The sequence below is a fragment of the Fibrobacter sp. genome (assembly GCF_017545445.1).
Taxonomy (GTDB): Bacteria; Fibrobacterota; Fibrobacteria; order Fibrobacterales; family Fibrobacteraceae; genus Fibrobacter.
Genome location: NZ_JAFWOM010000067.1, coordinates 109,148 through 126,244, shown reverse-complemented (window position 1 = coordinate 126,244; position 17,097 = coordinate 109,148). Strand labels below are relative to the sequence as shown.

General features: G+C 40.5%; 16 protein-coding genes. 9 read left to right on the top strand and 7 right to left on the bottom strand.

Translation table 11 applies throughout. From position 1 onward, the window contains the following. The 9 genes from IKG78_RS07695 to IKG78_RS07655 all read left to right on the top strand — a co-directional run. A partial coding sequence (locus IKG78_RS07695; protein ID WP_290941864.1) for an ATP-grasp domain-containing protein occupies positions 1-1,419 on the top strand: 1,419 nt, incomplete at its 5' end. A 371-nt stretch (positions 1,420-1,790) separates the two neighbouring features. Further along, entirely contained in the window at positions 1,791-2,762 is a 972-nt protein-coding gene (locus IKG78_RS07690; protein WP_290941862.1) for a hypothetical protein, read from the top strand. Beyond that, positions 2,762-2,932: a hypothetical protein gene (locus IKG78_RS07685; RefSeq protein WP_290941859.1), complete on the top strand. Its 171-nt coding sequence runs from the start codon at positions 2,762-2,764 to the stop codon at positions 2,930-2,932. Before IKG78_RS07690 ends, IKG78_RS07685 begins: the two co-directional genes overlap by 1 nt. A gap of 248 nt (positions 2,933-3,180) precedes the next feature. Continuing rightward, positions 3,181-4,374: a hypothetical protein gene (locus tag IKG78_RS07680; protein WP_290941857.1), complete on the top strand. Its 1,194-nt coding sequence runs from the start codon at positions 3,181-3,183 to the stop codon at positions 4,372-4,374. 148 nt (positions 4,375-4,522) lie between these two features. After that, positions 4,523-5,254, top strand: coding sequence for a hypothetical protein (locus tag IKG78_RS07675; RefSeq protein WP_290941854.1), 732 nt, complete (start codon positions 4,523-4,525; stop codon positions 5,252-5,254). A 3-nt stretch (positions 5,255-5,257) separates the two neighbouring features. Beyond that, the gene (locus IKG78_RS07670; protein WP_290941852.1) at positions 5,258-6,124 is read left to right on the top strand and encodes a hypothetical protein; all 867 of its coding nucleotides are present in this window, start codon (positions 5,258-5,260) and stop codon (positions 6,122-6,124) included. A gap of 5 nt (positions 6,125-6,129) precedes the next feature. Then, positions 6,130-6,828: a DNA alkylation repair protein gene (locus IKG78_RS07665; protein WP_366075014.1), complete on the top strand. Its 699-nt coding sequence runs from the start codon at positions 6,130-6,132 to the stop codon at positions 6,826-6,828. Positions 6,829-6,840: 12 nt separating this feature from the next. Beyond that, positions 6,841-7,650 (top strand): alpha/beta hydrolase, encoded by an 810-nt coding sequence (locus IKG78_RS07660; RefSeq protein WP_290941845.1) that lies wholly within the window; start codon positions 6,841-6,843, stop codon positions 7,648-7,650. Between the two features lie 3 nt (positions 7,651-7,653). After that, on the top strand, positions 7,654-8,958 hold the full coding sequence (locus tag IKG78_RS07655) for a CotH kinase family protein (protein WP_290941843.1): 1,305 nt from the start codon (positions 7,654-7,656) through the stop codon (positions 8,956-8,958). A gap of 19 nt (positions 8,959-8,977) precedes the next feature. Here IKG78_RS07655 and IKG78_RS07650 read toward each other — a convergent pair whose 3' ends face one another. From IKG78_RS07650 to IKG78_RS07620, 7 genes are all read right to left on the bottom strand, one after another. After that, positions 8,978-10,423: a flippase gene (locus IKG78_RS07650; RefSeq protein WP_290941841.1), complete on the bottom strand. Its 1,446-nt coding sequence runs from the start codon at positions 10,421-10,423 to the stop codon at positions 8,978-8,980. A 12-nt stretch (positions 10,424-10,435) separates the two neighbouring features. Beyond that, the gene (locus IKG78_RS07645) at positions 10,436-11,452 is read right to left on the bottom strand and encodes a hypothetical protein (RefSeq protein WP_290941838.1); all 1,017 of its coding nucleotides are present in this window, start codon (positions 11,450-11,452) and stop codon (positions 10,436-10,438) included. Then, the gene (locus tag IKG78_RS07640) at positions 11,452-12,405 is read right to left on the bottom strand and encodes a hypothetical protein (protein WP_290941831.1); all 954 of its coding nucleotides are present in this window, start codon (positions 12,403-12,405) and stop codon (positions 11,452-11,454) included. The genes IKG78_RS07645 and IKG78_RS07640 overlap by 1 nt, the downstream gene beginning before the upstream one ends. A 4-nt stretch (positions 12,406-12,409) precedes the next feature. Beyond that, the gene (locus tag IKG78_RS07635) at positions 12,410-13,486 is read right to left on the bottom strand and encodes a glycosyltransferase (RefSeq protein ID WP_290941828.1); all 1,077 of its coding nucleotides are present in this window, start codon (positions 13,484-13,486) and stop codon (positions 12,410-12,412) included. A 1-nt stretch (position 13,487) separates the two neighbouring features. Continuing rightward, positions 13,488-14,531: a hypothetical protein gene (locus IKG78_RS07630; RefSeq protein ID WP_290941824.1), complete on the bottom strand. Its 1,044-nt coding sequence runs from the start codon at positions 14,529-14,531 to the stop codon at positions 13,488-13,490. Positions 14,532-14,770: 239 nt separating this feature from the next. Next, positions 14,771-15,841, bottom strand: coding sequence for a glycosyltransferase family 1 protein (locus IKG78_RS07625; protein WP_290941823.1), 1,071 nt, complete (start codon positions 15,839-15,841; stop codon positions 14,771-14,773). A gap of 2 nt (positions 15,842-15,843) precedes the next feature. After that, positions 15,844-16,959, bottom strand: coding sequence for a glycosyltransferase (locus IKG78_RS07620; protein WP_290941822.1), 1,116 nt, complete (start codon positions 16,957-16,959; stop codon positions 15,844-15,846). Between the last annotated feature and the right edge of the window lie 138 nt (positions 16,960-17,097).

Below are 17,097 nucleotides of genomic sequence, written 5' to 3'. Positions count from 1 at the left end.
GACTACGATACTTCCGACAAGCTGTACTTCGAACCGGTTTCTTTGGAAGACGTGCTCCAGATTTACCACAAGGAAAAGCCGGCTGGCGTGATCGTGCAGTTCGGTGGTCAGACTCCGCTGAACATCGCCCGCGCATTGAGCGACGAAGGTGTCAAGATTCTCGGTACGAGCATCGACTCCATCGATATCGCTGAAGACCGCGACCTGTTCCGCAAGATGATGGACCAGCTCGGCATTCCGATGCCGGAAAGCGGCATGGCCACGAACATCGACGAAGCACTCGCTTGCGTCAAGCAGATCGGTGGCTACCCGGTGATGATCCGCCCGAGCTTCGTGCTTGGCGGCCGCGGCATGGAAGTCATCTACGATGAAAACATGCTCCGCGAATACGTTGCCAAGGCTGTCGGCGTGACCCCGGATCGTCCGCTCCTCATCGACCGCTTCCTCCACAACGCTCTCGAATGCGAAGCCGATGCCCTCTCTGACGGCGAACATGTTTACATCCCGTCCGTGATGGAACACGTCGAACTTGCCGGTGTTCACTCCGGTGACTCCGCTTGCATTATCCCGCCGGTGACCATCACGAAGGAAAACTTGGCAACCATCAAGGATTACACCAGGAAGATTGCTGAAGCCCTCCACGTTTGCGGCCTTATGAACATGCAGTACGCCATCGAAGACGGCAAGGTGTTCGTGCTCGAAGCGAACCCGCGTGCATCCCGCACGGTGCCGCTGGTCTCCAAGGTTTGCAACACCCAGATGGCCCGCCTCGCGACCCGCCTGATGCTCGGTGCGAAGCTCGAAGACCTCAAGCTCAAGGATAAGAAGTTCAACCACCACGGTGCCAAGGAAGCCGTGTTCCCCTTCGACAAGTTCCCGAAGGTGGACCCGGTTCTCGGCCCCGAAATGCGCTCCACTGGCGAAGTGCTCGGCCTCTCCGACGACTACGCCCTCGCTTACTACAAGAGCCAGGAAGCCGCAGGTTCCTTCCTCCCGAACGAAGGTGCCGTGCTGATTAGCCTTTCCGACAAGGTTAACTTGTCTGAACAGGCCATCGAAATCGGCAAGGAATTCCAGAAACTCGGCTTCAAGATTTACGCAACCGAAGGCACCGCCAAGTTCTACGAGAAGGCCGGCGTCAAGTGCGAAGTGGTGAACAAGATTGCTGAAGGTCGCCCGAACGTCCTCGACATCATCCTGAACAAGCAGGTGAACCTCATCATCAACACGCCGTGGGCAAAGCGCGACGCCATCAAGGACGAAAGCGCCATCCGCAAGGCCGCCATCAAGTACAAGGTTCCCTACATCACGACCCTCGCCGGTGCCTACAACACCGTGAAGGGCATCGCGGCAGCTCGTAATGGCCATGGTGCCGTGAAGAGCCTGCAGGAATACCACGCAAGCATCGAAGAGATTTAAAGCGAACGTCATCCTGAGTGCGTAAGCACGAAGGATCCAGAACATTAAAGACCGTAGCAATAAAATGCTGCGGTCTTTTTTGTGTATGGAGGGGGTGGTCTCCCCCTCGCTTCAGCCCCGACCCAACCCTTATAATCACGCCCACTCAAGCATGAGTGAGCGTTTTTTTTGTATAAACCGGCCCTATAAAACCTCTTGTAATGCATTTTTTTTACATATTAATGAAAAATATTAAATTTATTTGTAATTTTTTTTATTCGTAAATTTGCTCTTGATTTTGTACAAAAAATAGAGTACATTTGTATGTAATTTTCGTCACGTAATTTAGAGCCGTTTCTGGTTTTGGATTGGTGGCAAAGGAGGTCTCCTTTATGATGGCTGACGTTAAAAGGCTATTTGTTGTTGTAATAGCTGTGTTTGCTTGCGTTGGCATGTGGGGGTGTGGGGATGACGTGAATTTTAAGTGGGAAGGGCGGTCTGCTCCTAGAGTAGTTTCTCTTGTGGATGATTCGTTGGTTTTACTATATAACTGTCGTTCGTATAGTACATGCCATGAAGGTTCTGGTCCGATGGGATATGGGGGTTGTAACGGGGGGTGCGAAAATTATGGGCTATTTCTTGCTAATTACAGAAAAAAACAATCGATTTATTGGGGAGATACTTCAAATCTTGTTGTTGCGTTTATGAGTGGATTTTATAGAGATTCGATGGTTATTTTTCTTAAGAACGATTATAGCGAATTTGGCTTTTGGAAAATAGGTGAACAACCGAAATTGACAAAAAAATTGAAATGGAGTAGTCCTTGTAGTGGATATGACGGTTTCAATTACACTCGTTTTAGACCTTGGGCAAATGGTAATGTTTTGTTGATTGGAGCCAAGGGGTGTGAATATGCGATTTTGGATACGGCGACTGGGAATGTGAACGAACTCTTGACAGAAGGGGATTACACTTGGCTTAAAGATTGCGAGGATGTTGTTTATTTAGATGGGATGCTTGCTGGGTTGAAAAAAACAAATTTTGGAGATGAAATGGTTTGGCTTTTTATAGATGGTGTACTGATGGACTCCTTAAATCTGAAAAAACATGATGCTTATGTTGGCGATTATTTTGAGGGGGCCGTTAAATGGAATGGGTCTGTTGCGCAGGTTTATTTGAATTCGATGAATTCGAAATCGCACTTGTTTTCAAATCCCCAAATTTATTTAAAGGGGGTGTCTATTAATAGAAAATTTGATAATCAATTTCCTGAAATTTGGATGAATATATCCACATTTATGGATTCTTCTGGAAAAGAAGTGTTCTATAATGCTGAAGATTTATATGTGATAGGAGGAAGATAATGAAACATTTTCTTTTAGCTCTAGTTCTTCTAAGTCTGTATTCTGCTTCTGTTGCGCATCCTTCGCAACCGATGGAATCAGTGGCAAAGTACAATGTGATTCTCGTTCATGGTGCTGCGGATTCATCAAGTGGATTTATTGATGATTCTAGGAATTTCGCTGACCGATAAAGCCCCACTTAAGGAACTTCTGACTGCAAGAAATACCGAAAAACAAGAAAAAGTCGAGGATGAAACCCTCGACCTTTTTGACAATCTCTTTTTATGTTAAATTTTTAGTGGACACTAGTGTAGGGTAATCAAAAATTTTATATCTAGACTCAGCTAGTATTGACGATGCGAGACATTAAAAACTCGCTATTACAACGTTAGCGTTTTTCTACATTTGTCTCATGTCTTTATTTTTACGTGTTTTTACTTTGCTTATATTCTTCGTTGCGTATGTTGGTGCTGCGAGCGTGCAAGTTATTGAAGGTGAAAGCCGTGGCCCGCGGGACCTTTCGTCGAAGAAACTCCGGGCTATGGCGACGGTCTATTTGGCGGAATTGGGGTATGTTCCCAGTCATAATGTTGAAAACGTTGGAGTTTCTTTTTCGTCATCTAACCTTGTGATGCATCAAATACAAATGAAAAAGTTTCTGGCGGATGGCCAAATTGAAACTGATTCTGCCGTGGTTGCGGAAGTGGATGACGTTGACGATGCGGTGGAAACGATGCTTACGAAATCTTTCGGATACGCTCCCAAGATTTACAAGGGCGAAAAACCGTCCGAAGTATTTTTCATGGATCCCGTGATTGTAGATGTTGAAGATCGTAAGGCGAATCTTGCAACCCAAAGAGCGGAAAAGGCTCTTGAGGTGCTTGGGTATCAGCTTTCTGATGACAGCTATAAGATTAAGCTTCAGATGTTCTTGATAAAATTGAAAGATTATTATTGGGTGGGGATGGTGCGCTTGCATGGTTCCAAGGTTGTCAAGGGAGTTCATAAAAAGTTCTCGCAGAACGACAACATACAATCTGTTGTTTATTCGTTGACATGTCTGGTTATGGATCAGGAGGTGGAGCCCGACCGCCCTGATACCGAAGTGTTGGATTACTCAAATACCCATGAGGCGAGGTGCCGTGCCACGCAATCTGCAAGTTCTGTCGATGGATTCTTTGCCGGTCTTTTCGTTGATCTGTTATGCTATCTTTCTGATTATGGCGGATTAGAAGTGGCGGCTGGTGGCAAGGACCTTTATGGCAAATGGTATCCGAATTTGCGCTTTGCCTTGGTGTGGGGTTTTTCGGATTATCATTCTTGGCTTTGGGAGCTGGACTATGCGGGTACTATGGGCCAGACCCAATCTAGATGGGCGTTTGAATCGGTCCACAGGTTCTCGCAGCGTAAAGGCGTCTTTATTGATTTTGTTTGGGGAGGCGCGTATGATAGATCGTATAAAGGCTGGTTCATGGGTGGCGATATCGGGTATAACCTCTTAGCGTCTAGTTCCAAGTCTCATTGGCTGTCCTTGATGTTGCGCTACGATTGGACTTTGGGCCAGTCTTTTTCTGACGCTAGTCGGATTTCGGTCAACTTGGTTTACAATCTACGCGGTTATTTTAGCGATTAATGCTACAAAATGCAGAAAAATCTTTTGGTTAGGCTGTGAACTTACAAAACCTAATCTTATTTTTCCCTTCGAATGTGTACTATTTTAAAAATTACACGTATATTTATAGCATGGATGTCAGTAAAAAAGCTGCGCCAAGGAGTTCTTTATGTCTCTAAATGCCCGTAAATCATTTGTTCAATCAGGTATGCCCACGCAAGAGGGCATGCCTTTAATTGCGGAAGCCATAAAGCAAGAAGAAGAGGAACAAAAGGAACTTCTCAATTTGCGTGAGAAACGTTTTGCTCGCAAACGCAAACTGTTGCTCGAAACTCTTGGCATGCTTGTCAGGCATAAGGATGAAATTTTTGCGACACCTCGTTATGCCAATATCGATGTGCATTATATTTTTGAGGATTCCGTCAAAGTGCGGACGAGTTGCGAGTTTAATTTTTGCGGCGCGCCAGTTTCTATCAATTTGAGGCTAGCTACGCTTTTGAAAATTTGGAACTGTGAACAGTTCACAGTCGAGTGTGATTGTGGGGCAACTGCGGTTGTTTATAAATTTGTTGATTCTCCATCTTCGGGTTCTTGCGTCGCCTCGGCTCTTTGTCCATGCTGTAAAAAAGAAATTCATGACATCAAGTGCAGACCGTCTTCGGATTACGTGCATGTTGTAAATAATTTCTTCATTGAAGATATGACTGCCGTTGCCAAGAATTTTTTAGCGAAGTGGCGGCTTGCCAAAAAAGTGTTTCAAGAAAAAGTTGAAAATGGGAAAAATGGACGCAAACTGCAAACGGCGGATAGAGTTTATGGAGACTATGATTTATGCAGTCTCGAAACCATGATTCAAGAATTGCAGTTAAAAGAGTTCGAAGAAGCTAGTATCAGAACGTAACATATGAAAAATTTATTTGTGCTGTTTTTCGTCTTGATTTTATTCTTTCTCTCTGGTTGCACCATAACGGGGAGTTACGGACATGTAGAAACTTTCGATATGGAAGTTGCGGCTGCGCATGAACTACGGGGCGCAGGCGGTTATTTGGAACCTCACAAATCGACAATGCGTTTATCCGCAAACGTTCATCCCGGAAGCGATAAAAAGAAAAGACTTTCCGGCATTGTTAACAAGGTTGGAAATTGCAAAGACATTGTCAATTGCAATGGTTTTAATATAGACACAATACAAGAAAATGTAAATGGTGCCTATACCATCAACTTCCCTATTGTAACAGGTTCCTTTGACTTCATTCGGAAAATGGAAAATATGCTATGGGGCGTAAATGTGGGCATCGATAACGGCGGAGATGGAAATTTTTTATTCGGATTTAATTCGGAACATTTTGAAATCGGCTTTGCTCTTGGAATTTGGCTACATGCCCGCAATTTTGAGTATTCGGGCACAGAGTATAATTGTGTAAAATATGCATGGACCTCAAAAGAGGAACTCGTTGCTGGTTCTTTTACCAAAAATTCTGACATGGAGTTGCATTTTACATATGGCGGTTTTGCCAGTGCATATATAGATCCTGTATCAATAAGCTATTCTATAAATGTTTATAGGCCACATCCATCGTACGGTGAGGATTGGGACGGAGACAAATTAAATGCCAATTTTGATTATCCTTTAGTGGTAACGCAATATATTATGCTAGGGATGCGAATCAATAAATATCTAGAGTTCCGGTTAGGGGCTGTCAATATGTTCGGCGGTTTTTCTGGATCGTATTGGGCTTTTAACGGGGGTGTTGGATTCTATATCAAATGAGAAAAATGACCATCATTAACGAAATTCAAAAAGAACTTTTTGCAAAGCAAGACTTGAAATTCAAGGAATTTCATAGCAAGCTGATCCCAACAACAGATGAAAAGTCCATCATCGGCGTACGCACTCCGGACTTGCGCTCGATTGCAAAAAAAATTGCAAGTCATCCTGATATAGAAAAATTCCTTTCAATGCTCCCGCATGAGTACTACGACGAAAATCAAGTTCATGCTTTTATTTTATCCTTGATTAAAGATTACGATGATTGTGTATCGCATATTGACGCTTTTTTACCGTTCATCGACAACTGGGCGACTTGCGACCAGATGCGTCCGAAGGTGTTTGCGAAAAAACAATATCGTGAGCGACTATTGAAAGATGTCGAACGTTGGATCAATGCGCCGGTGACCAATGTCTATACGGTTCGTTTCGGCATTGAAACGTTGATGTCGTTCTTTTTAGATGAAAACTTCAATCCAAAATTCTTGAAGTGGGTCTCTAAAATTCGCAGCGAGGAATACTACCTCAACATGATGGTGGCTTGGTTCTTTGCAACAGCTCTAGCCAAGCAGTACGAAGCGACGCTGCCGTTCATTGAAAAACATGTGCTTGCCCCATGGACGCACAACAAGACGATTCAAAAAGCGGTTGAGAGCTATCGCATCACCGATGAACAAAAAACATATTTGAAAACTTTAAAATTATAGTATCTTTTGATTATGGAACAAGATTTAGTACATACCGTCAAGACTGAAAATTTTGAAATGGATTATGCCAAATTTGGTACCGGTTCGCGTCCGCTTGTTTTACTGCCGGGCATGAGCCTTAAGAGCACCATGAGCATCGCATCGTTAGTGGCTGATTCATATAAAATATTCAAGGAAGATTTTACCGTTTATCTATTCGACCGCAAGAAAGATTTCGGCGAGTCGTACCCCATGGACCAAATGGCTATAGACACAGCCGAAGCCATGGACGCTCTGGGCCTTAAGTCTGCTTGTTTCATTGGAATATCGCAAGGCGGCATGATCGCTCAGCTTATCGCAGAACTGTTCCCGCAAAAGGTCGAACGCTTGGTGCTCGGTTGCAGTGCGTCTCGATTGAACGATATGTCCCGTGCGGTGATGACGGAATGGAAACGCTTGGCAGAATCAGGCGATGTCGAAGCACTTTGCTCGAATTTTATAGATAAAGTTTTTTCGGAAAAGACCATCCGCAAGTACAAAAAAACTTTGATGTACATGAACTCGAATGCGACCGAACAGGACATGAAGCGTTTTAGCATCTTGGCCCGGACTTGCCTTGAATTCGAAGCGTACGACGGCCTTTCCAAAATCAAATGCCCGACGTTTGTTCTGGGCGCGGAACTCGACCAAACTTTAGGCGTAATCGCATCAAGGGAAATTGCAGAAACGCTAAAGCAAAATGGAGTCCCGACTGAGCTTTACATTTATGAAAATTATGGCCATGCCGCATACGACGAAGCTCCAGACTATCGTTCAAGAATACTTGAATTTTTGAAGTCTTAAAGTATGCCTTTGATTACGTACATGCAGTTTTTATGCCTAGCTCTTGTCATGATCTTTTTTGCTGCATGTGGTGATAGCTTTGATGCGGATGAGTCTATTAATGAACAATCTTCGTTGTCAAGAGATTATCCCGAATCTTTTAAGCCTGATGATAAGGAGTATCCTTATGCAGGAATTTCACGAATCGTGATTGAGACTGAATATCGGCAACAGATAAAAGATCGCGAAACTGAGATTCCTGCGAAAATGCAAATATGGGGCGATTCGACTAATGAAAGTGAAATATTGAATTTGACTATTCGTGGGCGAGGCAACACAAGCTGGAATGAAATGCCCAAAAAAAGCTATAAGATTGAGTTTGAAAAAAAACAGTCTATGTTTGGCATGCCCAAAGATAAGGATTGGGTTCTTATTGCGAATTATGCAGATAAATCTTTGATGCGGAATTACATTGCATATCGTTTGTCCGGTGCGCTAGAAGCTTATTATGCCCCGCGTTGTGAATTTGCAGAACTGTATTTGAATGGAGAATATCTAGGTGTATATCTGCTTGCGGAGTCCATCAAAATCGCGAAGAATCGGGTGAATATTCCTAAGGATGATAGCTCTTATATTGTAGAATTCGATGCAAAATACAGAAATTATGAGCAGGTCTTTTTTTCAGATGTTATAACGGATGATGGAAAAGGAAGGGCTTTTAGGGTGCATGATCCAAAGGACGCGAATGATAGCGTCTTGAAAACGGTGCTTAAGCATGTTGAAAATTTTGAAAAGTATTTGAAGACTGTTAAAACTACAGGAGTCAACAAATTAGATGATTGGATCGATATTGATGAAAGTATAAAGCATTACTGGGTCCAGGAATTTACAAAAAATCCAGATGGGTATTTTACAACAAGCGTATATTTTTCATGGATTCAGGGCGAAAAAATAAAAATGGGGCCTGTGTGGGATTTTGATTTGGCTTATGGAAATCATTCTTATGAAGATTTTAATTTAACTGAAAAATGGCATGTCCGTAATTATTGGAATTATTATCTGTTCAGGGATTCTTTGTATGAAATAAACACAGTAAAAAAATGGAAAGAGAATCACCATTTGTTTGAATCTGTACTTGATTCAATAGACGATGTTTCTTTAAAACTGAAGTCTGCTGCACGTAATAATTTTAAACGATGGGATATTTTGGGTGTGTCAAAACGTTGGCTCCGCAATTCCTATGAATCGTATGATGAAGCTGTAAATGATTTGAAAAATTGGATAAAAGAAAGAACGAAATGGATTGATTCTCAATTAAATGAGAAATAAATTTGTGACAATTCTTGAACTAACGTTTTTTTAGCAGTTTTCTTTTTAGCTTATTTGCGTTTTCCAATAAAAAATCGTCTTGTAGAATGAATAATAGGCCAATATAAATAATGGCTCCTGAAGAGATTAGTATTGTTGTGCTAATAATCGTGTTCGTTAAATGTTGCTTTAAAAAACAAAGTGAAGCTAACATGACGAGTCCCGCTATTATGTATTTTACTGAATTTTTTAAAATTTTCCAGAAAGAGATTTCTTTGCGGACGATGACTAATTGCGTTATAGTAACAGCGGTTTCTGCTCCGATAGAGGCAAATGCTGCTCCAATAGCTCCATAACTCGGTATGGCTATTAGATTGCATATGAAATTGATTACGGCTCCGACAAGAACGCTTAATGTCAACAAATTCTGCCTTTTGGTTGGTACTAAATATTGGATGCCGGTGACATTGCTGATGGCAATGACTACAATTACAAAAGATAATGTGTTGAGTACTGGGATAACTTTATCAAAGCCGGCCCCGAAGAACCATGGAACAAAATTTGACGAAGTTCCGATAATGCCTAAGCAAAAAGGAATCCCGAGAAAACAAACGAATCTGTAGCTTTGGTACATGTATTGCTGTATTTGCTTTTGTTCGTTTTTCGCAAAAAGAGTTCCTATTCTTGGGATCATGACAACGCCTAAAGCCGTCACAAAAGTGAGTGCAATTTTGGTTATTTTCATGGATTGCTCGTAAAATCCATTTTCGGCGGCATTGTTTGTTAATACGCCTATCATTGTTTTGTCAAGTACCGTGTATATGGAAATGGCTATTGTCGGTATGAACATGGATATGACGACTTTAAAATCTTTGAATGGGTGCAGATCTTTAAATTTAGGCTTTCCGACAAATTTGGGGAGATAAGGCCATAGGCATAAAAAGCCTATAGTCATAGTGATTGTTTGCCCAAATACATAAACTGGCAAGTCGGTTTTATTTTTGACGAATGTGAATATGAATATAAGATTAAGAATACGAACGAGAATGTTGCACTTGACAATTTTACCGAACTCTTCCATGCCCATGAACAACCATGTTATGTTAAGAGCTACTTCAATAATAGATATGGACAGAATGAAATAAATGAACTGATTCTGCTTTTGAAAAAAGACGAATATGCCGTAAACGATTAAACAAATTAATGTCGTTATGATACATCGGACTTCTGTATTCCAAAAGACTTGAGTTCTTTTTTCTTTGTCATCTTGGACATACGAAATTTCTCGTTGGCCATATGTTGACGTACCGAGAGCAGCAAATAAGGTAAAATAAAAAGCAATAGAATTGGTATAGCTATAAATGCCTATGCCTTCTGCGCCTAACACTCGGGATACATAGGGTATCGTAATCAACGGTGTCGCAAATGCTAGGATTTGCTGGAGCAGATTGTAGATATAATTCTTTTTGATGCTTTTCGGAGGCATTTTTATGGGCTTTTAGGAGAGTTGGCTGTCTTTTTGCAGGAATATGTTTTTTACGTCGTTTTGGAAAATTTGGAATTCTCCTTTTATGAATTCGCGGTAGTTATTGAATTTGGGAACTTGCGAAGTGAAATCGTTTAAGCACGTTCGTATTTTCGCGATAATTTGCGTCAACGTCTCTTTCGTTTCGTCAAATTTGAACTCGTCCAAAATGGGGACGTCTTTCGAAAAATATGCGCTTCCGCGTTTTCCTGTGATTACGCAGCATCCACACATGGCCGCTTCTCTTGGAAATCTGTCTTTACCAGGATGATTTCCGAAATCGATATAAACTTTGCTATGAAGTAATGTTTCCTTGACTTGTTCGGTCGTCATTCCCTTTAATGGAATCCATTTTATATCTGGAGCGAGTTCCATTAATTTTTGGGTGATTTTAAAGCCTTTTACTGGATTATAGAGGACTTGATTTTGCCGATCTGTATTGATGTTCAAATTTAAATAGCTGGAATTTAGGTAGTCCGAAAGGTGCATTATATTCGTTATCTCTTTTTTTACTAGAAAATTCTTTGCATATTCGCTTTGATACAGGTGCAAAATGTTGTTGCTTATATAAGGATGTCCTTTAATTTCGCTAAGAATTGTATTGACGATTCGCTTAATGCCGTTGTAGCCAAACGTAGATAGGGATTTAAAAAAACAATGATCCATGTAATAATTGTCAACGCTCATCCACCAGATGCATTTTTGGACATTCTTATACCAATTTAAAAATTCAGGACGTGTTTCAGGAACAACGACGATGTTTTGTGGCTCGTCGATTATTTTCTTTGCATCGGTAAATGAATCAACATAGCATTTGAAAGAATCGTTTATTTTTAAATCTTTGTTATCGATGTCATAGTATGCGATTTCCGCGTGGCCATTAAAATCATTGATTTGCTTTACCAACTGATGTGCCAGTTCTGGCCCACCTGATTTGATGTATGATGGGCATAATACGTAAATGATGGTGTTATTTGTTATACGAAGCATTAGTTTGTTTCTTTAATGAAGTATGTTCTGAGCCAATTGTTGATGTCGTACTGATTTGCAATGGATTCATCAATTTCATGAAAAGGCTTGCTCATGAAATCTTCTATGCCATCTAAACAGGGATTGTTTATGTCAATGATGAATATGTTGTCGGGATGATAAAAATCGTATTCTTTTAAATCTTTACAAGTGGTTAATAATTTTTTCTTGAAGAATAAAGCTTCTAGAGGTCTTAATGTTAAGCCTGTTTGATTGTATTTTGTAGCAACGACGTCAACGATACAACGGCTGCTTGCAGCTTGCCTTATATATTCTTCAAAGGTCACGAATTGCTTTGGCAAATCCTCGTATAGCTGGAAATTGACTTTATATTGCCTTTGCTTTAGATTTTCTTCTAATTGTTTCAATATAACATCGCGCCCTTTTGTTTTTCCAAGGAAGAAAAAATCGCTATTGATTGTGGATTGTGTAATGTTCCAATTTTTCCTATAGACTTGCGTTGTTAAATACATGTTGTATTTTTTTGCATCAAATGGATTCATCGTAAAAAAACGAATGCCGATTTTTTTTGCCTTGTTTATGAAAAATATTTTTCTGCTTAGGTGACTGCTTTCTTCTACGGGCCCCCACGAAAAGCAATATTTCGATTTGGCTTTAAATAATTTGCTTATGATGTACCAATGTTTGGTGTAGTCGGAACTCCAGAATAAAAAGGAATGATTGGTGTTTTTGCAAAGATCTCGAATTTCGTTATATTTTTTTTTATTCGTCATGCATAACAATGCTAATGAATGCATTTTGAAAAAAAGAAAAAACATTGAAAGAATTCTTACTAAAATATTTCTGTTGTCTTCAATTACTATGAATTTGACGTTTGGCAAGTTACATCCGTCGCGGATTACATTTAACATTGGCGAAAAAGGAAATGTAAAAACAATTAATTCTTCCGGCATGTTTCTATCTCCTTTTTATTTCTTCTAAAAAATGATTCCATTTGTCAAATATCGGCTGGGCTTTGAACTCTTTTAATTTTTCTTTGCCGTTCAAAATGAATTCTTCTGATATTTTTTCGAATTCTATGAGTTGGTCCATTTTTTCGGCAATGGCGGAAGCGTTACCGACGGGAACGATGAATCCGTTTTTCCCGTCATTGATGAGGACGCGGGCGCCTCCCGGGCTACAGTCTGTGGATACTACAGGAACTTCCATTGCAAATGCTTCCATTATGACGTTTGGAATGCCTTCGTAGTCCGACGTTAGAACTAGCATTTTTGTATTTCCAATTTTATTGGCGACATCGACTACATCTCCATGGAATATAACGTTGCTTTCGATATTAAGCGTCTGTGCTAGCGAACGGATTTTTTCAAAATCTGGCCCACTTCCGTAAAAAGACAAAGTATAATCGGGATGCTTTTGTAAAAAAATCTTGAAGGCTTTTAACATGACATCTTGACGTTTTTGCACGATCATCATTCTTGCGATATGCACGATTTCTTTTTTTCTATTTGCGAATGAAATGGGCGCAAGATTTTGAATTTTTTTGTCGAACGGGTTGTGAATAACGACGCTTCGAGAACTTAAGCGTTTATAATATTTTTGTACGGCTTCTGTTTGGAATACGCCTCCATTAGAAAAATTACATATGAAAGCAGAAATTTTTAGAAGAAAAGAAGTCTCTGTATAGGGGTCGCTTCTTTCGCTGAAAATTGTTTTTAATGGCAAACCTAAAGCTGCAAGCACTGTGAAACAGCCTGCATTGCATCGCCAGGATATTGCAATATCTGGCTTTATTTTTTTCATTTGCTTACGAATGTTCGGGACGGAGAAAAGGTATTCTTTTAATTTGGTGCTAGGAACTGGGTCTTGGGCGATATATGTTACGGTCGGATGTAAATAATGTTTGCAATCGCCGCCGAAGTACGAATAAATATAGATATCATGACCTTTTTGCAACAATGCGTTTGCAGTCAATGCAAGTTGCTTGCCTGCACCACCAATAATCATGTCACGAATAACAAAAAGAATTTTCATTTTACGAGGTTGTTTTGTTGTCGATGGTATTAGATTGCATACAGCAAATGATAACGAGTTCTAACCAGAAAATAGAGAACGATAAATATCCTACAGAGGTGCACATGCCAAATAGAATTACCCAAAGGCTCAATTGCATTTTTATTTTTCTTCTTTTTAAATATTTTATGATAAAGAATAGCCAGCCTATAAACAAGGCGCACCCTAAAATACCGATTTGTCCTAAAAGCGTTAATGCAAGTCCCGAGCCGTTTGATGCTCCTAATCCAATACCGCAGCCGCTCGTTTCTTTAAAAATTTTTAAACCAGACATCATGATTTGGGTTCTGACTTCGGCTGATTCGGAACTTGTTTTATAAATGGTCATGTCGTAAACGACGTCCAGCAAATTTAGTTGAAGTGCGGTCCAGTAAAGGATTGCTCCCATTACGATTAATGTGATGATGAATTTTACGTTACGTTTTGTTATGAGGTAAATCAAGAATCCAAAGAGTATGCCGAAAAAACCTGTCGAGGCTACGGTGAGCAGCAAACAGATGAGAATAACTGTTAGAATAATGGCCTTGTTCTTTATTTTTAAATAAAAAACATTCCACCAAAAAACGGCCAAAAACAACCCGCAAATGGAGGCTTCGATAAATAGAGAGGTAAATCTCAGTTTTCCGCCTACGGATTGAGATAAGTTGCCAAGATCATAAGAGGTGTTGTTGAAGAAGAATGTTTCGGGGAACCATCCTCCAAAATTATCGGCAATATATTTCCATATCCCGATAACGACGATGAATATGATGGATCTTTTTGTCAGGTTCCTTGAAAAGTTTTTCTTTAAGTAATTTTTGTGTTTTATGATGGAAATAAGTCCACCCATGTTTAGCATAAGGTAAATCCATTGAATGCATTGTTTCATTGAAAAATGATACGGCACCATTCCTTTGGCAATTGCGGTTTCCATGCCGCCTTGCTCATAAACCATGACATTCCCTTCAAAGAAGTATTTTGCAAAAAAGGATTGTATGATGATAAACGCAATGAAAATGAACGACATTGTTTGTATATTCTTCACATCTTGCGGAACTTCTTTCTTGAGGTGGAGTCCCTTGATGATGAGAAGTATCGGAGCAATGAGATAAGGCATGAATCCCGTGTTGCCGATAGAAAATACAGCTGTTGTTTGAAACAGGTAGGAAAAAGCAAAAAGTGCTGCGACTGCTTGGTATGACCGGCAAAAAGCAATGATTGCGCAGACGATGTAAATGATGCCGAAAGGTGTTATTGCAAGGGCGCTCATTTCTGCATTCCTTCGATAATGTTATTGAATACTTTATTTGCGCTTTGATTCCAAGAAAATCGGCTGATGTTGCGTATGCCCGATTCTATTAATTGGTTTCTGTGTTCTGTGTTTTTTACGAGGTTGTAAATTGCTTGAATCCAATCATCGATGTTGTGCGGATGGACTAAGTCCGCAGAATTGGCGAGAACCTCCGGCATGGATGCCGCATTGGAGGCTATCACGGGGCAGTGGCATGCTTGTGCTTCTAGGACGGGAATACCGAATCCCTCGTACAGAGACGGAAACAGGAATGCGATGGCGTTCGAGTAAAGCTCTACGAGTTCGGCATCGCTTACGCGCCCAAGCAACTTTATTTTGGGGTTGCTTGTTAATGTATCCAAGTTTATGCTTGAAAAACTTCCACTTTTCAAATCGCCTACAATAAAAAGCTTGAGGTTGCCCATTTCTTTGGAAACACCTTCGAAAGCTTTCACGATCATCTCGAAATTCTTGCTTTCCTTTACCGATGAAACTGCAAGCAAGTAATTTTCTTTGGTTAATTTTTCGTTTGACTGTGGATGGAAACTGTCGTTGACAGCGTTGTGAACAACAGTGATTTTTTCATCTAAAAGATGATAATAGTTGCAAATTTCTTTCTTTGAAAATTCGCTGACTGTAAAAACATGCTTGCTTGATTTAAGTACTCGTGGGATGATGGCTTGATAAAACAAGCGAAAAGCTATCGAGTAGGTCTTTGGAAAACGGATGTATGTGATATCGTGCAGTGTAGAGATTTTGTTGCTGTAAAAAACGGGTGCAGTGTTACAAAAATTTAAAAGGAGTGGGCTTCCTTTTTTCTTGAGATGCTGGGGCAAGTCGAACTGTTCCCACAAATGCCCAGTATGTGAGCCAATGATTTCTACGTCGAACTCATTGGCTTCCGCTTCTTGTAAAATGTTATGCGGTGCGAAAAATTTAATTTCGTTTTTATTGCAAAGTAATTGTAACCCTCTTGATATTTCAAGGGCGAATCGCTGGACTCCGGTGATGGGCTGTGTAAGAAACCTTGCGTTTACTGCAATCATAGCTATTCTGCCATCACGGTTGCCAGGTTGCTTTTAAATTGATTGAAAAGGAATTTTTCCATGATTCGCAAATAAGCTTTGGGACCGTAATAATTTTTCTTGTCCGTACTTGATAGTTCTTTAATGGCGTTTGCAAATGCTACCGTATCTCGATTGGGGACTTCCAATCCCGTTTCTCCGTTTAGAGATACGTAGTTTACGCCGCTTCCGGGAATTGTGTATGTGACGGTTGGGAGACCGAAATACATGGCTTCTGCAAGCGCGATTCCAAATGCTTCGTTTTTTGTGATGGAGGAAAAACAGAAAATGTCTGCCGCAATGTAATAGGCTTTTAGTTCGTCATCTGTTAATTTTCCGAGAAACTTTACGGAGGGGCAATTTTTGCTTTGCCGTTGCAATGCTTTTTTCTGTTCCCCGTCACCGATGATATAGAAAATGTAATGATTGTCGAGTTTTTGGGCCGATTTAATTAAATAGTTGAACCCTTTATAGGGGACCAGACGACCGACGGACAGGCAAATGGTCTTGCCCATATTTTCTTGTTTGATTTTTTCTGCAATTTCTTTTGCTTTGGATGTTTGCGTCAAACGGGTTTCGTCTATGCAATTAGGGATGATGACGCATTTAGACTTGAATTTGGATAAGTACTTGCTTCCATCGATATAGTTTGGGCTTGTGGCTATGATCTTGTCGGCTCGCTTCAGCAAAGCCATGTTCTGGAAATGGAAAATCTTACCTAGGATTTTTTGGCGGATGATATCCAGATGCCAATAAAGGATGAGCTTGGTTTCTTTAGGAATGTTCCGCAGCAGAATGCTTGCGAAAAAAGGATTCGGATAATGAAATATGATATAATCGGGCTTGAAATATACTAGCAAGTCCTTAAATCTCCAATTCATTTCCAAAGAGATGGACTGGGAGAAAATTTTGCATTGGCATTTACACCGAATAACTTCGACGTTGTCAATTATCGTCGGATTTTCGTTTTTTTCGTGACCGAAACAAAGAACCTTTTGCTCAAATTTTCCCTGTAATGCGCGCACAACATCTCTTGCGACTTGTTCTATGCCTCCGATAAAGGGATAGTAGTATTTTGATATATGCAGTACTTTTTTCACGTGTGAAATTCCGATAGTCAAACCTCTTCAAAACGCAAACCTTGAAATGAATGATTTGCGCTTTCTCCTAATCCTAACACCCCCTACTATAATATAGTATTACTTGTATTGTAAAAAATTCAATTATTGTTGATTTTT

Coding starts and splice junctions, on each gene's coding strand:
- IKG78_RS07690 (WP_290941862.1), top strand. CDS start 1,791: ATGATGGCTGACGTTAAAAGGCTATTTGTTGTTGTAATAGCTGTGTTT.
- IKG78_RS07670 (WP_290941852.1), top strand. CDS start 5,258: ATGAAAAATTTATTTGTGCTGTTTTTCGTCTTGATTTTATTCTTTCTC.
- IKG78_RS07675 (WP_290941854.1), top strand. CDS start 4,523: ATGTCTCTAAATGCCCGTAAATCATTTGTTCAATCAGGTATGCCCACG.
- IKG78_RS07685 (WP_290941859.1), top strand. CDS start 2,762: ATGAAACATTTTCTTTTAGCTCTAGTTCTTCTAAGTCTGTATTCTGCT.
- IKG78_RS07635 (WP_290941828.1), bottom strand. CDS start 13,486: ATGAAAATTCTTTTTGTTATTCGTGACATGATTATTGGTGGTGCAGGC.
- IKG78_RS07655 (WP_290941843.1), top strand. CDS start 7,654: ATGCCTTTGATTACGTACATGCAGTTTTTATGCCTAGCTCTTGTCATG.
- IKG78_RS07630 (WP_290941824.1), bottom strand. CDS start 14,531: ATGTCGTTCATTTTCATTGCGTTTATCATCATACAATCCTTTTTTGCA.
- IKG78_RS07665 (WP_366075014.1), top strand. CDS start 6,130: ATGACCATCATTAACGAAATTCAAAAAGAACTTTTTGCAAAGCAAGAC.
- IKG78_RS07650 (WP_290941841.1), bottom strand. CDS start 10,423: ATGCCTCCGAAAAGCATCAAAAAGAATTATATCTACAATCTGCTCCAG.
- IKG78_RS07640 (WP_290941831.1), bottom strand. CDS start 12,405: ATGCCGGAAGAATTAATTGTTTTTACATTTCCTTTTTCGCCAATGTTA.
- IKG78_RS07660 (WP_290941845.1), top strand. CDS start 6,841: ATGGAACAAGATTTAGTACATACCGTCAAGACTGAAAATTTTGAAATG.
- IKG78_RS07625 (WP_290941823.1), bottom strand. CDS start 15,841: ATGATTGCAGTAAACGCAAGGTTTCTTACACAGCCCATCACCGGAGTC.
- IKG78_RS07645 (WP_290941838.1), bottom strand. CDS start 11,452: ATGCTTCGTATAACAAATAACACCATCATTTACGTATTATGCCCATCA.